Genomic DNA, 21,626 nt, shown 5'->3' with positions numbered 1-21,626 from the left:
GTGCGTTGTGTCATATGGAGTATTGGATCAAGTCGAGTCATGACAAACTTTTCAGGTACAAAAAAATGCAGGAAGAGCAATTAAGTATCTTCCTGCATGGTATCCAGTACAAGCTGAAAATATTGGCGGCTGCTTTCAATGTCGATAGTTATCAGCCGATGAAGCAATTCAATCAAGCGGAAGGGTGGTATTCTGAACCCTGAAACTTTGTATCATGAAAACGGTTAATCAAAAACGGTAAACCAAAATTGGTAAACCAAAATCGATAAATCAGAATCTAACAGAAATCTAACATAGCGTATGGTATTCTTAATCAGACTTCCAGCCATATAACAGGCAGAATTTTGATTAAGAAAGGGGATTTCCATGAAAAACAGGAATTATAACGGACTCATAAAATTGACAGCTGCGGTATTGACAGCGTCTATTGCTCTGACTGCCTGTGCTGCGCCGGGTACAGAGGGAATAAATAGTTCCATAGCGGCAGACATTATAACCAGTGAAGGACAGGAAACAGCCTCCGACAGCCCTACGGCAGGGCAGGCGGCAGATTATCTGATGCAAGCTGCCGGAAAATACGGGAGGGCCTCGGAGCGGTCCGACGTTCTGGCAGGATTTCAGGAAGAGGAGGCAGTCACATGGATACAGCTATTGGTACTGGCAGGCCGCGCATTTGGAGAACTGCCTGCTCCTGAAGGCGCCGCTAAGCTGATGGCTTCGCCGTCGGTGAATCTGTCAAGTGTTCCGGAGTGGGCTAAGGCAGAGCTGCAGAATCTGGCCAACGGTGGGATACTGGCGCCTAGCGATCTGGGGCAGGCGGAACAAACAGAAATATCCGCAGAGCAGAATACTTCGGTGGATACAGAAAAACCAGCTACCATGAAAGATCTGGAAAACCTCACATCGCGTTTTCACGCACGGTTTGGGACCAGTCTGAACGATGATTTTTACCATACAGTAAATAAAGAGCTTTTTGACCGTCTTGAAATTCCAGAAGGGGAAATGTTTGCAGGAGGTGCCAGTACGGTGACCGCTAATACAAACCGGCAGCTTCATGAGTTGATTCTGGAGCTCACGGAAAGCGGGAACGAGTATCCCACCGGCAGCTCCGAGCAGAAAATCCGCGACTTATATCTAAGTGTGCTGGATACAGAGCTTAGAAACCGGGAGGGGATAAAGCCTCTTGAAAAATATTTTTCGGCGGTTGACAACGCCCGGGACTATTCCGAGCTAAATGCCGCCATTGCGCTGGCGGTTAACGAACTGGGAAATTCCGGGAACGGCCTGTTCCCGATGATCGCGGTAGCCGACACGGAAGACAGCAGCCGTTATATCATGCAGCTATTGACCATGCCGGCTAACCTGTCTTTGGAAGATTATAACAATGAAGACAGCGAGGTTCTAAAGGAGTACCGGGAATCCATAATAAGACAGTTAACGGTCGCTGGAGACAGCCTGCAGGAAGCGGAACGGCTTGCAAACGCCATCATCCAGATGGAACGTGAACTTGCCGGACAGACGATTGACCCGGAGGAACTGGGAGATTTACAGAGAAAACCGAAACGATACACACCGGAATGCCTCGATGCGCTGATGCCTCAGGCGAGACCGTCAGAATTGCTTACCGCCATTGGTTTAAGCCCGGATGTAGTTATGCAGGCGTTTGATGAGAAACAATTTGAAGCCTTTGCCGGCTGGTTTACTCCGGAAAATCTGGAATTATTCAAGGCATACCAGAAGATGGCGCTCCTGACAGGATTCAGCGGCTATTTGAGCGAAGAGCTGGCATTTGAATTCTACTATGGACAGGCCGCTGACAGCGATGCTGCGAATAGTGCGGTTCAGATGTTTCTATCCGAAGAATTGGGGGAACTCTATGTAGAACGGTATTTCTCCTCTGAATCCAAGGCAGGGATAGAAGAGATGGCTGGTATGATGATCGATGTGTTTAAAGACCGTATAAGACGTCTGGACTGGATGGAAGTAAACACGAAACAGGAGGCTCTCAAAAAGCTGGACAATATTACGATCCTCATTGGATATCCGGATGAGTGGCAGAAAACCGATGTGACGATTAAGAGCAGGCTGGACGGCGGAAGCTACTTTGACAATGCCGCCGCAGTGTCGGCCTGGCAATGGAAGCAAATGGTTGAGAGACTTAAAAAACCTGTGGATTCACGGCGGTTTCCACTGGCGGCTTATACGGTCAATGCGGCAGCCAGCCGAAATACCAACACCATCATTTTTCCTGCCGGTATCCTGCAGGCGCCGTTTTACGATCCTAATGCCTCATTCGAGGAGAATCTGGGCGCGATCGGCACCACAATCGCCCATGAAATCACCCATATGTTTGATGACGGCGGCGCACAGTATGACGCGGCAGGCAACATCAGGAACTGGTGGTCTGAACATGATAATACGTATTTTAAAGAGCTGTGCAGAAAGGCGGAAGCGTACTATGATGGATATGAGGCGCTTCCCGGCATATCTGTGAGCGGAGCGGAAACTCTGAGCGAAAATATCGCAGACATCGGCGGTGTTGCCTGCAGCCTGGAAGTGCTGTCAAAGATGGAAAATCCGGATTATGACGCATTTTTCCGCAGCTATGCCGGACAATGGGCGCGCCTTGGCAGCTATGACGATCTGGCGGAGATGGCATCGAGTGATTTTCATGCGCCGAACCGTTTGAGATGCAACCGGGTGCTTGCTAATTTCCAGGAGTTCATGGACACCTATCATGTAAAACCGGGTGACGGCATGTACGTTGCTCCGGAGGAACGGATTAAAATATGGTAATTGTTTTATAATCAACCGTGTTGGGAGGAACTGGAGATGAAGTTATTATTAGTGGAAGATGAGGCGATGCTGTCGAAATCCGTTTCAAAGGGGCTGAGGCTTCTGGGGTACGCAATAGACTGTGCGTTTGACGGAGAGGAAGCGTTGGAGCTGTACGCTCTGAATGAGTATGACCTCATGATTCTGGACTTAAACCTTCCGAAGCTGGACGGAATCGAGGTTCTCAAACGGATCCGTGAGAAAGATCAGGACTTCAGAATCCTGATTTTGTCTGCCAGAAATTCACTGGAGGATAAAATAAACGGTTTGGACAGCGGCAGCAATGACTATTTGACCAAACCCTTTGATTTCATGGAACTGGAAGCGCGGATCCGCAATTTGCTCCGGAGGAATTTCAAAACAGACAGCAGGTTCCTTCTCTGCGGGCGGCTGCGTCTGGATACGGGAGAGCGGCAGGCGCAGTACGCCGGGCAGACGGTGGTTCTGACGCGGAAGGAATACGCATTGCTGGAATATCTGTTCTCCCGGCTGGGGGAGACCGTAAGCGCGGAGGAACTGATTGAGCATGCATGGGACAGCGAGACAGACTTATTTTCCAATTCATTCCGTTTCCATATCCACTCCCTGAGAAAAAAACTGGAGGCGGCCGGAGCTGGAGAATATATTGTAACGAAACGGGGGCAGGGATATATTCTCCGCTGCCCGGCGGAGGACGAATCATGAAAAAGTACACACTTCAAATCAGGATTACTGTTTTTGTCGGTCTGATCATGGTAATATCCTGTTTGCTGCTGACTGTGAATTCGCTTGTTTCTGCCCGGAGTTATTACGGACATTACGTGGAACTGCTTGAGGAAGGGATGATTGAGTATGATCCGGCGCTTCCTGAGGGGGAACTTCCGCAGGCGCTTAATTCTGAAAGCCGGTATCAGGATATCAGCCGAAGGTTCTCGGCCCAATCCGTTGTTGTTATGGTTCTTATCGCATTCCTGGCGCTGGCCTTTACTTACCGGGCCACAGGGCAGGTGTTGAAACCATTAAAAGAGCTCACTCACATGGCTCATGAGATAAATGAACGCCATTTGGATAAACGCGTGAGTCCAAACGATGCCCAGGGTGAGGTGCTGGAGTTGACTAAGTCCTTTAACCGGATGCTGGAACGCCTGGAAGAGGCATTTCTGATACAGAAGTCCTTTGCCTCCAATGCGGCGCATGAACTGAAAACCCCACTGGCGGTTATGAAATCTTCCCTTCAGGTATTAAAAATGGATCCGTCCCCCTCGGAAAATGACTATTGGGAATTTATCAATGACACGGAAGAAAGCCTGGAACGTATCATCAAGACAGTGGAGGGGCTTTTGGCTCTTGCGAATATGGAGCAGGTGGAAAAAGAATCGGCTGTGAAGCTGTATCCGCTGATCGAAGCAGCCGTGCAGGAGCTTTCTGTCAGGGCAGAAGAATATGGCGTAACCCTTTCAATCGCTGGCGATAACGATTTGCAGGCACAAGGCAGCCCAAGCCTTCTGTACCGTGTATTTTTTAATCTCATTGAAAATGCGGTAAAATACAATCATGACAACGGAAACGTAGATATTACGGTGAAACAGGAGAAGGGCCGTGCCTGTGTTGTGGTAGAAGACAACGGTATTGGAATGGATGAAAAAGACCTTTCACACATTTTTGAACCATTTTTCCGGGTAGATCCATCGCGTTCCCAGGGTATTCCCGGCTCCGGGCTTGGGCTGGCGGTGGTCAGGCTCATTATGGAACGGTATGATGGAGAGATTGAGGTAGAAAGCAGGAAAGGCGTTGGAACGACATTTACTGTTATTTTGTAGATGGAATAGACTTCTAACCGTAGTTTGTTTAATATTGCAAAGAATAAAGCTCTTGACGAAACATTTTGTGTCAAGGGCTTTATTGTTGGCATTATTTACTATCAACAATAACATTTCTGTGTAAGGAGATGTCACGCCATCCCCAAATCTAAAAATCTATGATATAATCTAAAAGAATAGTTTGAAAGGGTAGAAATAAAGGGATTCACTACCTATGTTGATATGGACTGTTACGGTTTCGCCAAGGGAGATTTCTACTCTTGCGACATTATTTTTGTACACACAACACACGTGGAGACGGTAATAATGATGCGGAAATATGGTTTGAACAAAAATAGAGGATAAAACCACAACATATAGTGGCTTTTGCGGAAAAATCGGGATAAAAACGGCCGATTTTGACCCCGATTTTTTGGCTCTTCCTCAGAAGAGAGACAGATAAAAGAAGATATGGAATAAAAATAAAGGGCTGACCGACAGATTACCAATTTAAAGTCAGATTCCATATTTACCAGATTATCTGCCGCCAAGCATACCGTAGGGGAATTGAATCAGGCAGTAAAAGCAATACGAGAAGTGAGCGATAGGTTGGAAATGTCAAGGAAAAAGCTGCTGGCTTCACTGGAGGCTGAGGTTCCCAGAGATATAGATGCTGTGTGCAGAGTGATGCGAAACCATGGAGATTATGAATTTTTGCCGATAGATGATCTGAGCCCAGAGGAGTTTGCAAAGTATATTTTGAGATTCCATCATGTGGCAATCGAACCGAAAATGGAGATATTCTATGATTTGAAGGAGTTTTGGTAGGCAGAAAATGAGGGAAAATGGCCCTGTCAATTCTTACTATGGTGTTTTGGTCAATAAAGTCCGCCCGATTCCACAAATCAACGCAGATCTGCAAGAATTCCGGTTCTACAATTCGTTAGCCTTGACTGCTTATTGGAATGACAGGGATTCCACTTTACCGGTTATATTGGGCGGCGAAATGGCAATTTTTTATAAAGATATGATACAGGAGAAGATAAATAAAAGCTTGAGTGACTGTTCGGAGAAGGGACTGGCAATGTACCTCTCAATTGAACTGCTGGGCAAGCGTTTTTTTACCATGCCCCCAAGTGTTGAGGAATGTGGGGGAGAGATATGGGGCGTCCTTACTGTAAAAACATACGGGGAATTAAATCAGCGGGAACTGGAGGCATTAAGAGAAGAGTGGAGAACCATGGCAGACGGTGGCTGAGGAGAGGATTTGTTTTACCGCCCGACACTGACCAAGCAAGGTGAAATTTATATCAGATTTTCGGATACAGACAATAATGACAATCTGTTCATAAAAACTGAGGATGAATTTAAACGGGAATTTTCAGATGGTATTCATCCGGGCCAGCCAAAAGGAGAAGTGACCGAAAAATCGGACTCGCCATTTATAAGTCCATACTTTTCCGAATAGAATGGAGCAGAACAAATGTTCTAAAATACTATTGCACTCTTTTTCATGGTCCTGTATAATAGAATTCAGAAGCAGGAAGGAGAAGTTTGTGTGATACGGTTGTTTGAATATCGAGATTTAGATAAAATAATAGAGATTTGGCTGGAGGGAAATCTGCAGGCTCATGCATTTATAGGGGAAGAACACTGGAAGCAGAACTATGAATCAGTCAAATCGGTTTTGCCCAATGCGGAAGTATATGTGTATGAGGAGGCGGGGGAGATTCGGGGCTTCATTGGAATGGACGCTGATTACATTTCCGGATTATTTATAAAAGAGGAGTACCGGGGCAGGGGAATCGGTCATCAGCTGATTGAGACTGCAAAGCGGAAGAAGCGTCTGTCTCTGCATGTATATGAAAGAAACACTGGAGCAGTGGCATTTTATCGGGCAGAAGGTTTTACGGTTCAACAGAGCATGACAGAAAAAGAGACAGGGGAGAGAGAATTCCTGATGGTCTACGGAGAATCAGAGTAGAGGCATGTTCGGAAAACTATAGTAGAAATCGTTACCTGTGTTGTAAAACCGTGGGGGTGGTACGATGCCAACGTGGAACCCTTGGCATGGCTGTAAGAAAATTAGTCCGGGCTGTCTGAATTGCTATGTGTATCGCAGAGACGCGGAATTTGGAAAAGACAGCAGCATTATATCTAAAACGACCAGCTTTTACCTGCCCGTCAAGCGCAGCCGAAGCGGTGAGTATAAGCTCCAGCCTGGAGGAGAATGTGTCTATACCTGCATGACCTCGGATTTCTTTCTGGAGGAGGCCGATGAGTGGAGACCCGCGGTATGGGACATGATCCGGGAGCGCAGCGATCTGCAGTTTGTGATTATTACAAAACGAATCCATCGCTTCCGTGTAGGACTTCCTGAGGATTGGGGAGACGGATATAACCATGTTACCATCTGCTGTACTTGTGAAAACCAGAAGATGGCAGACGCCAGGCTGTCGCTTTTCCTGGAATTGCCCATCCGGCATCGGACTATTATCCATGAGCCTATGCTGGAGGCAGTGGATATCCGCGAGTACCTGGCTGGCGGTCAGATTGAGCAGGTAACCTGTGGCGGAGAGTCGGGACCGGAGGCCAGAATCTGTGATTTTGCATGGGTTTTAAATACAATGCAGCAGTGCATGGAATATGATGTCCCATTCTGGTTTAAGCAGACCGGAGCGAATTTCCAAAAGGGGAAACGTGTGTATTGCATTGAGCGCAAGGATCAGATGAGCCAGGCCGAGAAGGCTGGGATTAATTATAGATATGTACATAGGATATAAAAAGAGGTATAAGAACAGATATGACTCTGGAAGATTTTGTTCTTAGCTTTTGTTAATAGACATTGCTTTTCAAACGAACTAAGAATATGATAGTTACGACAGTACGGACGTAGACAAATTTCAAGTTGAGGAGGATTTAAATGCCATATATAACAATCGAAAGCGGAGTTTTATCAGATGAACAGAAAGAAAATTTAATTCATCGTTTAACAGAAGTGTCATCTGAAATAATGAATGTACCACAAGAATTTTTCTCAATCACCATTAAAGAGTTACCAGATAAAAATTTTGGTATTGGTGGAAAAACAATAGACAAAGTAAAGTCCGAGTACATGAAAAAACATAAATAAAGCCCAATTTATCGAACTGAAAAAACAGTATTTGCGGAGGGGAGGTTTTTATGGAAAAAATTAAAAAATACAAGAATAGTATTTGGAGAGTTCCTCTGATTTCAGTAATTGCTGGCTTTTTCTATACCCCAATTTATGTAAGAAGTGTAATTCGGTTTGGCGTAATCGAACCCGGCGTGATTGACAGCCGGGTATCACTGCTCATAAGTGCAGGGATCTTAGTAGCGGTTTTGGTGTTGGGTGGAATGCTGCTGCTTCGGAAACAGTCAAAAAAGGAAATATTTATTTCTGCGGCAGTTGTTTCTGCTTATGGAATGATACTGCTTCTGATTCAATTACTCATCGGAGCAACAACGGGGCCTGCTGCGGTTGTATTTATGTACTTGGGACGGCCGTTGGAATGGACCGGTTTTTTCTCGGAGCTTTCTTTCTGCTTAAAAGAACGCTTTGAAATTTTCGTTTCTGCTATTAGGTGGTTGAGATTTTTAGTTCCCTTTGCGTTTGTGTTATTCGGTTGTAAAACAGATGAATAAAAAAATAACTTTGGAATTGGTAGGAGGAAAAAGATATATCATGTCTGATTATATTGTGAAAATCATACCGACAGACTTCACGTATTCTGTGACAAAGGAACAGGCTAACCGCATTTTAAAGTTCTTAAGGTCGAAGGTAAACGCCGACAATATACAGGCTTTAATACATGCAACTCCTACATTTGTTGATAGCGGAAGCAATCTGAAAACAATTAGCTGCCCTCATTGTGGAGAGCAGCTTGACTTTAACTGGTGGGGGAAAGCTATGGATGCTGCCAGCAAGGACAACTTCAAGGAGCTATCTATAAACATGCCATGTTGTGGTAAAAAGAGTACCCTTAACGATTTGCATTATGATTTACTGTGTGGTTTTGCTTGTATTGAATTTGATATACTTAATCCATCTACGGATTTTGACAATGAAACTTTATCCAATATCGAGGATTTGATTGGCAGACCAATTCATATGGTACACGCACATATATAACTCCTGGTTTGCCGGGCTTTTAAATTAGAATTTGTAGAAAGGGGCGAGCAGCTATGAAAATGTCAAAAGAGAAAGTTGATATAACTATGTTCGCCCTATGTGGAATGAATTGCATGGTTTGCTATAAGCACTGTTACCATAAAAACCTTGTGCTGGTTGCTTAAATAGCGATAAAGGAAAGCCAGAGTATTGTCGCAAATGCAAAATAAAGGATTGTATTAAAGAAAAATCGTTATCCTACTGATAATTATATTAATAATCAGAATAACACTTTGTTTTTTCCTATATCAACAGGTATTCTTCTCATGATATTACCGAATAAATAATACACAATTAATTGATTTTTGCGATTATGCAGACTGTGTTCTAGATGGTTCAGAGGAACTTTTTAATTTTCATAATCGGGGACAAATGATGCAAGCCTCAAGACAAGTATTTACGTAAGTATGGAAATTTAATTTAATAAGATAATTGAGTGGATTAACAAAATCATACCATGCATATCGAAGAATTGAAGAAGCAGAAATGAATCCGTTAAATATTTTTTTAGCTTTATATTTTGAAGATTCTAACACCAAATTTATATTAGAAAGAAAATCGGAGCAAAGGAATACAAAGGCTATGATTGTAGAATTTATATATGAAGAAGATAATACATTAGATATATACAATCGGTTTTTCAGACCTACTATGTTATTTTGAATTATTTAAAACAGATTCATTAATGAAAGTTGAAACTGAATTTCACCATAAAAACGCAAAGAACAGGAGATAAACAGTATGAACCAGGGTTTTTTAGAACAAGAGTCAAAACGGGTAAATGAGGCTGTAAGGAAAACACTTTTCAGATCGTTCTTTGCATACGTCTGTATAATTGCTGTCCTTTATTTTCTTTTAAAGGATTCCTTTGATTTGAATGATCCTTCCAGCAGAGAAGTGCTTTTTTATCTGGTTATTGTCTCTGGGATCATGCTGCTTGCTGTAATCGTAGGATTTTTTAAATCAAGACGAGCAGTCACGAATGGGAAAAATCTAATTCTTCCTTATGGTGAAAATACAAAGGGGGCAGTGGCGGAGCTTATTGATCAGGAGGCCTCAGAGGGAAAGATTCAGGTAGAAGAATACATTTATGAATTCGCGGAGGGGAAGAAGCCATATGGTGAGAAAATCGTACTGATGCCTTCTTATCTGCTGCTTTGCGGAAATAAAAATAAGATAACGGTAATTCCTCGTGAGAAAATCTATTGGATCGTTGCCCAGGTTGGTCAAAAGGGAGGTTCTTTCCGTGTACAACTGTTAATTTTTACAGAAAAGAAAATTTTCAATATGGTAGGAGTTGATATCGAGCACGTTGAGGGGATTGCCGATAAGATATATCAATACATACCAAATGTTTTCAGCGATTACGATCCCTTTATACTGTCATATGAACTGGAAAAAGTATTTGCGAAAGATCGGGCGGAGTTTTTAAAGTTCTATGAAAATGAAAAGATGAAAAAGAATAGAAGCATAAACGAATAAAAGTATGAACAAATAAAAGCATAAAAGCATGAACGAATAAAAGCATAACAAATAAAAGCAAAATCAAATAAAAGCAAAAACAAATAAATACTCAAACGATCACGAATCCATCCACAAAGATAGCCTGTTCATAATTTAAACGGAGGTAAGAATGAAACAGACATTTACCGCACTAGTCGAACGTTTTGAATCGCAGGGAGGCTGGTACTATGTTTCGGTTCCAACGAAAATCAGCAAACCACTCGAATTGCTTGGTGGTCACCGGTTTGGTTTTATTGCGGTTACTGCCATAGTTGGTAATACGAGTTGGCCGACATCGTTCATGCCGAAGGGGGATGAAACGCATATTATCGCACTGCCCGCGAAAGTGCGTTCAAAAGAGAAGATCACTCTGGGTATGGAGATTGAGATATCTTTTGAAACGAGGGTAAGAGAACGTAAACAGGAGGTATTCATATAATGTCTCCTGCTCAATAGAATCGTATGCAGTATGGATCCGGACTATGAAATGAGTGTGAATAAATAAGAAAAACTTTGGTTCTCAAAAAACAGAGCCAAAGTTTTTCTTATTTATACTGCAAGTTGATCTAAGAATGAAGCCTTACTATTTTTTACTCTATAAATTTATATAATTGAAAGTGTCAGAATAATTTGAAAAAAACCTGATTTTGAGCTATACTATTTAGTAACAAATAATGATTTTTTGAGGGAAAGGTATGAAAAAATATAACATAATTTTAAATCGCTCCGTTTATCCCAAAGAGGCACTGTTAAAAGCGGCGTATGCGTTTATCAATGAATGCTATATTCATTTAGAACAGGATGATACTCATTATGAAATCTCATTAACCGCAAAGGAAGATGGCGATCTGGCAGATACACTTCCGGCGGAATTTGAAAATGAACTGCTCGCCCAGACTGTACGACATCAGGTTTACTGCCAGACACATACGGTCAGGGAAATACTGATGGCAAGGGCGATGGCTTCAACCATGATTATGGATGGGGATCCCACGGAAATGATTGCAGAGGAGGACGCCTGTTCCAATGAGGAACTGGAGTCGATATTGGAGGACTGGTTTGACCATGAGGCATGAGGAGAGCATGAGTTTAAATCTGGAATTGTATTCATTAAAGATAATTAAGGTTGCAGCAGAAGAATATTCAAAATTTTGTAAGGTAAATCTGTCACAGTCCAGCGGCAGAGCAGTTTGCACCTTTCGTTCACACGATATTCCGGCTGATCTGATTGCACTGGAATTTGGAAACTATCTGATTGAACTCATGCAGCAGGGAGAACAGGCATGATTTGGATGGAAGGACTTATGGTGACTCTTGTCGTGTATACAGCGGCAGCGGCCAGTTGGTCAGACTGTCGGCGAGCCATAATCCCTAATGCTTTGATTGGCCGTTCCATAGCTGTGGCACTAGTGCTCAATGGGCTTTATTATGGAATCTGGGCGCATGAATACATACCTTTGTTTGTTACAAATCTGGCTGGTATGTCGGCAATTGCATTCTTTTTTTATGCGTATCATTTGTGGGCAGCTGGAGACAGTAAGATGCTATTTGTAATTGGACTTGGTATTCCTGCCAGACTGTTTTCATTTTGGAAGCTGGGACCTGTGCCGGGATTTGCAATTCTGGTTATTATATTTTCGGTTGCTTTCCTTACTATCATTGTTGATTCCCTGATACGCGGAATCCGGGATAAATCACTTCTGCATATCAATGCAGGAAGAGTAGGCGTAAAGAGAGTCGTTTTATCCTACCTGTTTATGGTAGCCGCCTTGAGACTCTGCAATCTGGTTCTGATGGTGATGGCAGGGGATTATCTGGCAGATAACAGCTTCTTTTTAACCGCTATTGATTTCTTTATCATTCTGACCCTGCTTCAGGTAAGGCAGAAAATATCTGACCGGATCTTTTATGCAGCAACGGCTGTTGGCTGGGCAGTACTTTTAGTTTTATATCTTTTGCATTGGATCCGTTTTGACGGGATACAGTTTGACTTGAAACCATGGCTGATCGTACTTGGTGTCATGTTTTTGAGAATCATCGCAGAGCGTTATAATTATCAGGAAATACCTACAGTAAGCGTAAAAGAACGAATGATTCCGGCTGCTGTCACGGTTTTGGCATTTAAGAAGTCAAAAGTACGGGGGCTGCCCACATGTATGACAGAGGATTTGCGTGCAAGGCTGACTTGTGAGGAGGTGGACTCAATCCTGCGCTGGAAGGATTCCAAACAGGGAAAGTCTACAATAATTATTGTGCGAAAAATACCATTCGCAATTTTTATTACGATTGGTACCATGATTTTTTTAATAATGGAGGTTATGGCACTATGGCATATTATATAAAAGATTACAGTCTTGGATCTCGCCAGGCCGTTGTAAAGCGGGAAGAATCGTCTTGCGCAGAGAGACAGCAGGCTGAAACCATGTATATTTATACAGACAGAATTGTCTTTTCCAGTGACCAGTCTTCCATTAGAATAGATGAAACCATATGGAAACGGCTCTCAGATCTCCAAAGCGGAGATATTGTAAGTATCAATGACCGCGGCGTCTGTTATCGTCTGTATACTGCGGCTGAGGGAGACGCGACTATTTTTATGGGCGGTAATTGTAATTCTAATTGTATGATGTGCCCGTCATCAGACTATGAAAGGCACCTGGATTATACCAATAACAGGGAAGCTCTTTTGAGATTTATCGATATGCTGCCGGAGAACCTGCCGCATTATGTGGTTACTGGCGGAGAGCCGACGATGAGGAGCGATCTGTTTCTGGAAGTGATGGAACGCATGGCGGACCGTGTCCCAGAAGCGGATGCATTAATTCTGACGAATGGCCGTTCGTTTTCTTCCATGCCATTTCTGGAGAAGCTTCTGCTAAAGTGTCCGCCCTATCTTACGGCGGCAATCCCGATACATGGCTCATGCAGTTGTGTTCATGACGCGATTACCCGGGCTGACGGGAGCTTCCGTCAGACGATGAGGGGAATCCATCATTTGTTAAGCCGGGGGATTTCTGTTGAAATACGAGTGGTGGTGACGAAAATGAACTGTGGAGATTTGGAAAGGGTTGCAGAACTGATATGTAATCATTTTCCGCAGGTTTTGTGTGTGAATTTCATTAGCCTGGAGGTGCGGGGAAACTGTATTAAAAATAAGGAAGAGGTTTATATCAATCCATCGGAATCATTTTGTAAGGCGAAAACAGCAATTAACCGCCTGATTGGCTGCGGGATCGACGTTGGTCTCTATAATTACCCTTTATGCTGCGTGGAGCGGGGGTATTGGTTTCTTTGCAAAAAGAGTATTTCACCGGAAAAAGTGCGATACGATGAGGCCTGCGATGTTTGTGAGGTAAAAGACATTTGCGGAGGCCTTTTTGTCAGTACTTTAAAAACAGTGCATCCAACAGTTACACCGGTTACATTTCATGCAAAAGAGAGGAACATGCAATGTTAAATCATTTCAATTTTCAAAAAATTGAGAACCAGATACTGATAACCAATGATTTTGGAAAGTACGCATTTCTAAGTGAACAGGAATTTAAGAAGTTGCTCCGGGGAGATGTGGCGGAAGAGGATCCCTGTTATCAAACACTGAAAGATGGATTTTTTTTGATACGTAATCCGGCAGAACTCTATTCTGCTGAAGCAGTGACTGCATTGCGGAAGATGAAAAATTACCTTTTTTCAGGAACTGCGCTGCATATTTTTGCGGTGACCAATTCATGCAACATTAATTGTATCTACTGCCAGGCAAAGGACAAGGCATCTTCGCTGGGAGGATTTATGACGCCGGATACGGGACGGCGTGCTGTCACTATTGCACTTCAGTCTCCCTGTGATCATCTTACATTTGAATTTCAGGGAGGAGAACCACTTTTGAATTTTGATACAATAAAGGCGATGATTGAACATTGCGATGCGGTGAAAGGAAATAAAAAGGTAGAATATACGCTGGTATCCAATCTGGTTTCGCTGACAGATGAGAAACTGAACTACCTGGCAGAACATAAGGTTTCTGTGAGTACATCCATGGATGGCCCCAAATATGTACATGATTTTAACCGGAGATATCGGGGAAATGCCAGCAGTTATGATTATATGGAAACAGGACTGGAGAAGCTGAGGGGGAAAGGAATCAGCTCGGGAGCCATAGAGACGACGACACGCTATTCCCTGTCCTATCCGGAGGAAATTGTGGACTCCTATTATGAACATGGTTTACCAGGGATTTTTCTGCGTCCTCTGACTCCTCTCGGTTTTGCACAGGCTGACTGGGACAGTGTTGGTTATAGACCAGATGAATTTTTAAACTTTTATGAAAGAGCTTTCGAGAGAATATTGGAAATAAACAGGAATGGAACTGTTTTTCCAGAATTTCTGGCCACCTATTTTTTGAGGAAAATTCTGCATGGAGCAGCCTGTAATTATATGGAACTGCGTTCACCATGCGGGGCATCCATGGGTCAAATGAGTTATTATTATGATGGAGATGTATATACTTGTGACGAGGGAAGAATGATTTCTGAGTCCGGTGACCGAGCGTTCCGGCTGGGAAATGTTTATCACAATACATATCAGGAACTGATCGAAAATCCAATATGCAAAGCAACCGCAGTAGCGTCGGTTATAGAGAGCCTCCCCTCCTGCTGTGACTGTGTATATCAGCCATATTGCGGAGTCTGTCCGGTTGTGACCTACGCGATGGAGAAAGATATATTTCCTAAAGCACCGGGAGGCTTTCGATGTTCCGTTTATCACGGAATTCTGGATCTTATTTTCAAAAAGATAAAAAGTCAGGATGCAGACGTTCTGAAAATTTTCGAATCCTGGTTAGGAGGGGAGCTAAATGAAAGGGATTAATCAAAAACAGGGTCAGGCAGTTGAGCCGGATATGGTAGAGAAAAAGAAGCCCTTTATAAGAACAGTTTTGAAGGGGGCAGGACTCCTGTTCCTGTTTCTGTTTATTACAGGAATGATCGGCAACTTTTCTACACCTGCAAGATTTACCTCCTCATCATCCGTATATGAAGGATTTGATAAGGTGGAACTGGAAGAAGGTGTCTATCTTGGAGATGTGGTGGGCAGCCTGTTTACCGGAAATGGACAATTCCGTTTTCTTGACGGGACTACCTATTCCGGAGAATGGCAGAACTCAAAGATAAATGGGGAGGGGTCCTGCATTTATCCGGGAACAGGAACTTATGTGGGAACCTATGCAGAAGGGGTTCGCAGCGGAACAGGGACATTTACCTGGGAAAATGGAGATTCCTATACGGGACAATGGCTGGAAGATGAGATGTCGGAGGGAACGTATACGTTTGCAGACGGTTCTGCGTATATGGGAACCTTTTCGGAAGGGAAGATATTGGAGGGAACCTTTTTGTACGCGGTTCCTCAGGAAGAACAGGAGATACAGGAACTGAAGGTAACCTTTTCAGAGGGGAAGGCAACGAGTGTTATCTATAAACGTTCCAATGGATTCTCTTATAATGGAAGCCTGCTGGATCAGGGGAGTGCCGATATTATATATGAAAATGGAGATACGTATTCCGGTTCTGTAAATAACGGACTGAGGGAAGGCGAGGGCATCTATACGTGGATGCAGGAGGGAAGCCAGATCGCAAAATACGAAGGAATGTGGAACAATAACCAGATGAATGGGCAGGGAACTTATTCCTATACAGGCGATGCATATCCAACACTTTCCGGAACATTTGAGGCGGGGCTTCCAATTGGCAGCTGTACTTATACAAAAGAAGCGGGAAATACTTTTACAGCTTCTTTTGAAAATGGAACCTGCACCAGTGTCGAGTAAAAATAAAGGGGAGAAAAAATGGCAGATTTTAAATTTCCGCATATACAGGACTCAATTACCAATTTTCTATATGATGAAGAGGGAAATATACCCAGAAATAAGGTACTGACGATCGGTGCAATGATGATTGTACTTGGAATCTTAATGTCGGATGAGGCGTTTGCAGGGCACCGTTCTCACTCCTCTCACCGTTCGCATTCCAGTCATAGCAGCCATTCATCAGGCAGCGGCGGTCACTCTTCCCATCAGTCACATGCATCACATACTTCCAGTACTACCGGTGGTTCCAGCCATTCTTCGGGTTCCGTGGAGACGGCTGCACCGCACAGCAATCATGCAAACCATGTGACGCACAGCAATGTGGCACCGACTCCGGCACAGGCCGCTGCAGTAAAGGCCCCTGTCGTTACCGAGAACGGTGTATCTGAATTATCTGATATTGGAAGTATTCTGAAGGCACAGGAGGGACAGGCAGTGTTATCGACTGTTGGTCTGGATATCCAGAGTGTTCCGCCAACACCAAAAATTGATTGAGATCAGGGGAAAATATTATGAGTACAGAGAAAACAGCAGATTTATTGACTCTGGTATCAGCTTGTCTGCCGGATCATAAACAGTTAAAGCATGACAGCCTGCTGGAGGATATTGAAGTCATGGGAGCGTATCAGGACCTGGCGCACCAGCCAGTCTTTCGAGAGGTATATGAGCGGTATTTCCATATGGAGCGGCTGGATAAGATGGAGACAGATCAATTGGAAGAAATGAAACGCATACTTCCTAAAGTGACGGTGTGTTTGCGGGGCATTGTAACCTCATTGCAGAAAGGCGCGGGGCCAACATTGACGGAAGAAGATATGCCGGATTTTTACAATGAAAATAAAATAGACAAACTGCTGGAAAAGCTGGCTTCCGGAAATGGGGATAATTATACTAATATTACACCGGATCATTTTATGGATATCTTTTCAAAAGACACTTTAAAGTCTGGCAGAGAGCTTTTTGGACGATTTCAAGTGGATGAGGATGACTTTGGTAAAGCAATTCAGTCGGTAATGAACAGTCAGCCTTACTGTATCAGCCGAGATGAGATGGCTCATTTGGAATCAGAGTATCAGAATGCGGTAAATGAAGTCAGCAGCAGGGCAGGCTTTTTTAGGCAGGGACTGGCTCGGCGGCTGACAAAGAAACTGGTGTGCTGTATTTTTGCATGTATGATGCCGGCGCTGGTGGCTTCCATGACGGGAACCATGAACTCAGCCATGATTGAAATGTCCAGAACGCTTATTGTAATTGCATCCATTATCTTTATAATTGGGGGATAAACTGGTATGACGAAAGATGAAAAATTGCTAGAGGCAAAAAAGAGTGCAGAAGACCGGCAGAAGAAGATGGAAGCCAGGGGACGGCGCAGGAGATGGATACAGATCGGTTTTCCCTGTGCAGTTGTGGTATCTGTTTTAATAGGCATGGCAGGAACACCCTTTAGTGATAAGATTGCATTTGCATCGTATCGAAAAAATCCAGGTACAAAGATCAGTGAAAATGTGTTCCGAAACAGGGACGGATACCGTTTATGGCAGGATAACGCCCTTCACAATCATGTGAGTTGTCTGATGGGTGGCGGAGAATTCTATGATGATGGCGCAGGAACAAGAATTTTTCCTGCTTCGGACTGTAGTCACATGGAGATCACGATGGAAGGAAGAAGCAGGATTTTTTCGAATAGTCTCTGTTCTTACTTAAATGTAGACGGAGATATCGTTTATTATAGAAAGAATTCAGACCGATGTATCTACCGGTCCTACATTACCAGTGGGAAAGAGGAACTATTTTATTCAGGTAATGCAGGGGAAGTCTATCTGTATGATAATTATATTTACTTTATTGATCTGGCAGACAATCGCGCTCTGGTCCGTATCAATACGGAGGGGGAGGGGGAACCTGAAGTTCTGGTTGAGAAAGAAGTTGAGGAATTTTTTGTTTATGGCAGCCAATGTGTCTACCTTACGTCAGGAAAGCTGCTGTGTTATCAGGAGGTTAAGGCGGATGCGGCCTCCTTCGCCATTTCTGGAAGGTATGACTGGTTCTTCTTTAATGGAGATATTATTGCGCAGAGCGGAAAAAGAATTATTGGGTTTGAACCGCAAGGCGGAAATCCCAGACTGCTGTATGAGGACAAGGAAAATGAGTTCAGGCTGGTCGGTGCTGGAGACGAAAGCTTTTATATTCAAGAGGAAGATTCTGTTAAAAAGATACCAGTTGAGCAGAAAAAGGCCGGAATCGTGACATATGAGGAAAATGGAGGCAGCCTTGTGACATCGCTTCTTGAGACCGTGGATGGACTGAATGCAGTTGTATATGAAGCAGGAGGGGACGTGGTAAGGGTCAGAACAGCCGAATTTCGAATAGAAAGCGGAGGCCAGCAGGAGGGAGAAGAGAATGGAAGCGAATCTTAATACGGATATCAATCCCAGCGTGCAGGAGGAAAGCGGAAATGAGACTGTTGTAAATACCGAAATATTGAGCAGTGAACCAGGGTTTACAGAGATTAATCCGATTGCGCACGGAAACAGCACCGAGCTTTCGGCGGGGACGGTATTGTGCGGCAAATATGTGATACAGGAGATCCTGCACCAGAATTCCGGAGAGGCCGTGCTTTATCTCTGTACATACAGAAACAGACAGTATGTTGCAAAAATCTATAGGCGGGCCGCTGCAATTAAGGAGGAAGTCATCGAGGCACTTAATTCGGTCACCTCTCCTTATGTAGCAAAGCTTTATGAGACCGGATTTTTTGAAGGTGCTCCGTTTGAAGTCCTGCCGTATTATAAATATGGCAGTCTGGAAGGTAAAACTTTTTCTTTTGAGACCCTTGAAAATGTAATAATTCCGGAATTGAATGCGGGTCTGCATGCGCTTCATAAAAAGGACATTATTCATAAAGATTTAAAGCCGGCCAATATTATGCTGTGTGACAACCAGACGGATATCGCAATCATTGATTTTGGTATCAGTTCGATCCGGGAAGATGGTAATACTGTGGTCATGACCAGGACGGGAATGACACCGGAGTATTCCGCCTCGGAGACCTTCCGTAATCTGTTTTTGGAGGAATCGGATTATTATTCATTGGGAATTACATTGTTTGAACTGTTTTGCGGAAAGACACCGTATGAAGGGATGTCAAAAGATTCCATTGAACAATTTGTGTCGGTTCAGAAGATCCCGTTTCCGGAGGAGATGCCTGAAAGGCTGAAAGAATTAATTACAGGGCTTACCTATAATGATATAACAAACCGAAAAGATAAAAATAACCCCAACCGCCGATGGACCTATACGGAGGTCGTAAAATGGTGCAGGAAAGAGACTCTCCCCCTGCCGGGAGGAAGCAGTATTACCGCGCCGGATATACCGATACAGCCTTATACATTTTATCGTAAAAAGTATTATCGGCTGAAAGAACTCGCTTATGCCATGGCAGAGAATTGGGAAAATGGAAAGAAACACTTATACCGTTCGACTATGTCGGAATTTTTCAAGGCCAATAATCCAGATCTGGCCAACTGCTGTATCGATGCGGAGGAAAGCGTTCGCATGGACCGGCAGAAAGCAGATATTTCTTTTTTTCGGGTCCTTTATCAGATGGCGCCGGAAATGAAAGATATTTTCTGGAAAAGTGTCAATTACGGGCCGATTGAGGAAATGGGAAGGAATCTGATGAAAGCGGCGGAGATGGGGGCTGATGAGAGTATCTATACAGAGATGACCAGAGAAAGAGTATTTCCTCCTATTTTTCCAGCGTATCTCCGGAGCAATCAGCTGTAGTAAAGGGCGTGGAAGCAGGAGAACAGAAATTTATTAATTCAGGCAATCAAAATGAACGGATTCTGTCGATCATGCTGATTGGCCGTTATCTGGCCAGAGAAGCCTCCTTTTCTTGTGGTGAGGAAACATTTGATACTTTGGAAGCGTTTGCAGAGTATCTCCTGAATCTGCGAAAAGAGAATCCTGAACAACTGGAACGAACGGCAAAGGGGATTATAAAAGGAAAGAGAATGCTGCATCCATCTTTTGAATCGTGGCTGATTTTGCTGGGGAAAAGTACAGAAATCGCAGCCTGGAGGGAAAGAAAGTAAGGGAGATAAAAAGTAGAATGAGTGGTCCGAAGATTTCAATTTACACATTGACGCCGGCTCAGCTGGAGGTGCTCAGGCGGCAGATGGAGGAGGAACTCAAGCGGCTGGAAGAAGAGGAGCGTCTGCGTCGTGAGAAAAACAGGATTTTTGTACAACTGGCCGAGGGCAGAAAACGGGTGGAGAAAATGGATGAAGAGCTCCAGTCCTATAAAGAAACCTCCCAGTTAATGATAGAGTGGAAACAGGATGCATCAGTTCAGGCCAGGATTTCTGATATTAAGCTGAAGTTAGAAAAAATTGTGGAGAAAATTCGTGAAACGTACAGGAAAACGGATATAGATTCGCTTCAGGCAGGCAGAGATCTCATTCTGAAAGACATAGAATCGGTCAGAGATGAGATCCTCCTCATGTCGTCTTTTGTATCAGATAAACGGGAACAGTTAGACGCAGCGTTGTCGGGTACTGTTTCGACTGGATTTGAGCAGTTTATGGGACAGAAGAAGCTTTCTGAACAGATATCTGCCCAAAAACAGGAAAAACTCCAGAATATAGATTTTAAATGGCTGAACCGTATTGATGAATTGGTTTGTAAAGAAGTAAAAATTTCTTCAGTGCTGAAAGAAAGACTTAAGGCGGCAGGAGAACAATTGATGCACATTACGGATTATGAGTTTGCATGCAATTTTGCTGCAATCGAACTTCAGCCGCTGATAGAACAGGCGGAGAAGGCACAGGCTTTTTATTTGGATTATGGTGGTGAATACGAGAGGCTGTCGGCGCGGTATGAGATACTTTGCAAAACCTTAAAAACAGATTCAGAGTCACATGTGTTTCCTTTTGATCAAAAAGGATTGGATCAACTGAGCGCGGAGATTTCCCGGATGGAGAAACAGCGTCTGGAGGCAGCGGAGCGAGAGTATATCAGTGATGAGATGACAGCAGTTATGGAAGAAATGGGTTACGATATTCTTGGCAGCCGTGAGGTGATAAAAAAGAGCGGAACAAAATTTTTGAATGAGTTGTATGATTATGGAAATGGCAATGCAGTTAATATTACATATGCGTCTGATGGTAAGATTACGATGGAACTGGGGAAAATGGATTCGTCTGACAGAATACCTGATACCAGTGAAAAGGCTGTTCTGGTTGGAACCATGACAGAGTTTTGCAGCAGATTCAGAGAAATTGAGGGCCGCCTTGCAGAAAAGGGAATTTTAGCGGAAAAACGCCTCTCTCTTATGCCGCCTGATGAGGCCTTTGCGCAGATTATTAATACAGAGGATTATATATTGTATCAGAATAAAAGAGAGAACGAGGAGAAACGGCGTAAGGAGAGAAATGTTAAGTCCAGATATATAGATTAA

At 43.6% G+C, this 21,626-nt stretch carries 25 protein-coding genes and 1 pseudogene; all 26 read left to right on the top strand.

Features of this window, described 5'->3' with window-relative positions:
- Positions 1–14 precede the first annotated feature (14 nt).
- The 26 genes and pseudogenes from H8S80_RS24870 (at position 15) to H8S80_RS24750 (ending at position 21,626) form a co-directional block, all read left to right on the top strand.
- Positions 15–203 (top strand): hypothetical protein, encoded by a 189-nt coding sequence (locus tag H8S80_RS24870; protein ID WP_025529416.1) that lies wholly within the window; start codon positions 15–17, stop codon positions 201–203.
- A gap of 163 nt (positions 204–366) precedes the next feature.
- Entirely contained in the window at positions 367–2,796 is a 2,430-nt protein-coding gene (locus H8S80_RS24865; protein ID WP_117632439.1) for a M13-type metalloendopeptidase, read from the top strand.
- A gap of 36 nt (positions 2,797–2,832) precedes the next feature.
- Positions 2,833–3,519, top strand: coding sequence for a response regulator transcription factor (locus H8S80_RS24860; protein WP_117632438.1), 687 nt, complete (start codon positions 2,833–2,835; stop codon positions 3,517–3,519).
- On the top strand, positions 3,516–4,634 hold the full coding sequence (locus H8S80_RS24855; protein ID WP_117632437.1) for a sensor histidine kinase: 1,119 nt from the start codon (positions 3,516–3,518) through the stop codon (positions 4,632–4,634). Before H8S80_RS24860 ends, H8S80_RS24855 begins: the two co-directional genes overlap by 4 nt.
- A gap of 546 nt (positions 4,635–5,180) precedes the next feature.
- Positions 5,181–5,441 (top strand): hypothetical protein, encoded by a 261-nt coding sequence (locus H8S80_RS24850; protein WP_117632436.1) that lies wholly within the window; start codon positions 5,181–5,183, stop codon positions 5,439–5,441.
- 7 nt (positions 5,442–5,448) lie between these two features.
- Positions 5,449–5,871, top strand: coding sequence for a hypothetical protein (locus H8S80_RS24845; RefSeq protein ID WP_025529419.1), 423 nt, complete (start codon positions 5,449–5,451; stop codon positions 5,869–5,871).
- Between the two features lie 300 nt (positions 5,872–6,171).
- A complete protein-coding gene (locus H8S80_RS24840; protein ID WP_117632434.1) occupies positions 6,172–6,597 on the top strand; it encodes a GNAT family N-acetyltransferase in 426 nt (141 codons plus the stop codon).
- A 64-nt stretch (positions 6,598–6,661) separates the two neighbouring features.
- Entirely contained in the window at positions 6,662–7,396 is a 735-nt protein-coding gene (locus tag H8S80_RS24835) for a DUF5131 family protein (RefSeq protein WP_117632433.1), read from the top strand.
- 140 nt (positions 7,397–7,536) lie between these two features.
- Positions 7,537–7,746 (top strand): 4-oxalocrotonate tautomerase DmpI, encoded by a 210-nt coding sequence (dmpI, locus tag H8S80_RS24830; protein ID WP_002603063.1) that lies wholly within the window; start codon positions 7,537–7,539, stop codon positions 7,744–7,746.
- Between the two features lie 50 nt (positions 7,747–7,796).
- Positions 7,797–8,279: a hypothetical protein gene (locus H8S80_RS24825; protein ID WP_117632432.1), complete on the top strand. Its 483-nt coding sequence runs from the start codon at positions 7,797–7,799 to the stop codon at positions 8,277–8,279.
- A gap of 40 nt (positions 8,280–8,319) precedes the next feature.
- Positions 8,320–8,766 carry a hypothetical protein gene (locus tag H8S80_RS24820; RefSeq protein WP_025529423.1) on the top strand — a complete coding sequence of 149 codons (447 nt, stop codon included), beginning with the start codon at positions 8,320–8,322 and terminating at the stop codon, positions 8,764–8,766.
- 53 nt (positions 8,767–8,819) lie between these two features.
- Positions 8,820–9,007 (top strand): annotated as a pseudogene (locus H8S80_RS35160) (DUF3795 domain-containing protein); the annotation flags it as partial.
- 539 nt (positions 9,008–9,546) lie between these two features.
- Positions 9,547–10,287: a hypothetical protein gene (locus H8S80_RS24815; RefSeq protein ID WP_117632431.1), complete on the top strand. Its 741-nt coding sequence runs from the start codon at positions 9,547–9,549 to the stop codon at positions 10,285–10,287.
- A 151-nt stretch (positions 10,288–10,438) separates the two neighbouring features.
- Entirely contained in the window at positions 10,439–10,747 is a 309-nt protein-coding gene (locus tag H8S80_RS24810) for a DUF1905 domain-containing protein (RefSeq protein ID WP_117632430.1), read from the top strand.
- A 256-nt stretch (positions 10,748–11,003) separates the two neighbouring features.
- A complete protein-coding gene (gene hxsD / locus H8S80_RS24805) occupies positions 11,004–11,384 on the top strand; it encodes a His-Xaa-Ser system protein HxsD (RefSeq protein WP_002603068.1) in 381 nt (126 codons plus the stop codon).
- Positions 11,385–11,391: 7 nt separating this feature from the next.
- A complete protein-coding gene (locus H8S80_RS24800) occupies positions 11,392–11,595 on the top strand; it encodes an HxsD-like protein (RefSeq protein ID WP_147419153.1) in 204 nt (67 codons plus the stop codon).
- A gap of 254 nt (positions 11,596–11,849) precedes the next feature.
- Complete coding sequence (locus H8S80_RS24795) at positions 11,850–12,650, top strand: hypothetical protein (RefSeq protein WP_147338552.1); 801 nt, start codon at positions 11,850–11,852, stop codon at positions 12,648–12,650.
- Positions 12,651–12,730: 80 nt separating this feature from the next.
- On the top strand, positions 12,731–13,765 hold the full coding sequence (gene hxsC, locus H8S80_RS24790) for a His-Xaa-Ser system radical SAM maturase HxsC (protein ID WP_181987969.1): 1,035 nt from the start codon (positions 12,731–12,733) through the stop codon (positions 13,763–13,765).
- Positions 13,759–15,171, top strand: a complete 1,413-nt coding sequence (gene hxsB, locus H8S80_RS24785; protein ID WP_029466643.1) for a His-Xaa-Ser system radical SAM maturase HxsB — start codon at positions 13,759–13,761, stop codon at positions 15,169–15,171. Before hxsC ends, hxsB begins: the two co-directional genes overlap by 7 nt.
- A complete protein-coding gene (locus tag H8S80_RS24780) occupies positions 15,158–16,126 on the top strand; it encodes an MORN repeat-containing protein (RefSeq protein ID WP_117632427.1) in 969 nt (322 codons plus the stop codon). The genes hxsB and H8S80_RS24780 overlap by 14 nt, the downstream gene beginning before the upstream one ends.
- Positions 16,127–16,144: 18 nt before the next feature.
- Positions 16,145–16,660 carry a His-Xaa-Ser repeat protein HxsA3 gene (gene hxsA3, locus H8S80_RS24775; RefSeq protein WP_002603073.1) on the top strand — a complete coding sequence of 172 codons (516 nt, stop codon included), beginning with the start codon at positions 16,145–16,147 and terminating at the stop codon, positions 16,658–16,660.
- Positions 16,661–16,677: 17 nt separating this feature from the next.
- Positions 16,678–17,448 carry a Clp protease N-terminal domain-containing protein gene (locus H8S80_RS24770; protein WP_002603074.1) on the top strand — a complete coding sequence of 257 codons (771 nt, stop codon included), beginning with the start codon at positions 16,678–16,680 and terminating at the stop codon, positions 17,446–17,448.
- 6 nt (positions 17,449–17,454) lie between these two features.
- Positions 17,455–18,582: a DUF5050 domain-containing protein gene (locus H8S80_RS24765; RefSeq protein ID WP_002603075.1), complete on the top strand. Its 1,128-nt coding sequence runs from the start codon at positions 17,455–17,457 to the stop codon at positions 18,580–18,582.
- Positions 18,566–19,951, top strand: coding sequence for a protein kinase domain-containing protein (locus H8S80_RS24760; RefSeq protein WP_187049072.1), 1,386 nt, complete (start codon positions 18,566–18,568; stop codon positions 19,949–19,951). The genes H8S80_RS24765 and H8S80_RS24760 overlap by 17 nt, the downstream gene beginning before the upstream one ends.
- A gap of 8 nt (positions 19,952–19,959) precedes the next feature.
- Positions 19,960–20,262 carry a hypothetical protein gene (locus H8S80_RS24755; RefSeq protein WP_187049071.1) on the top strand — a complete coding sequence of 101 codons (303 nt, stop codon included), beginning with the start codon at positions 19,960–19,962 and terminating at the stop codon, positions 20,260–20,262.
- Between the two features lie 17 nt (positions 20,263–20,279).
- Positions 20,280–21,626, top strand: coding sequence for a hypothetical protein (locus H8S80_RS24750; RefSeq protein WP_117632425.1), 1,347 nt, complete (start codon positions 20,280–20,282; stop codon positions 21,624–21,626).

This window comes from Hungatella sp. L36, from assembly GCF_014288035.1.
This window is presented reverse-complemented; position numbering and strand designations above follow the sequence as displayed.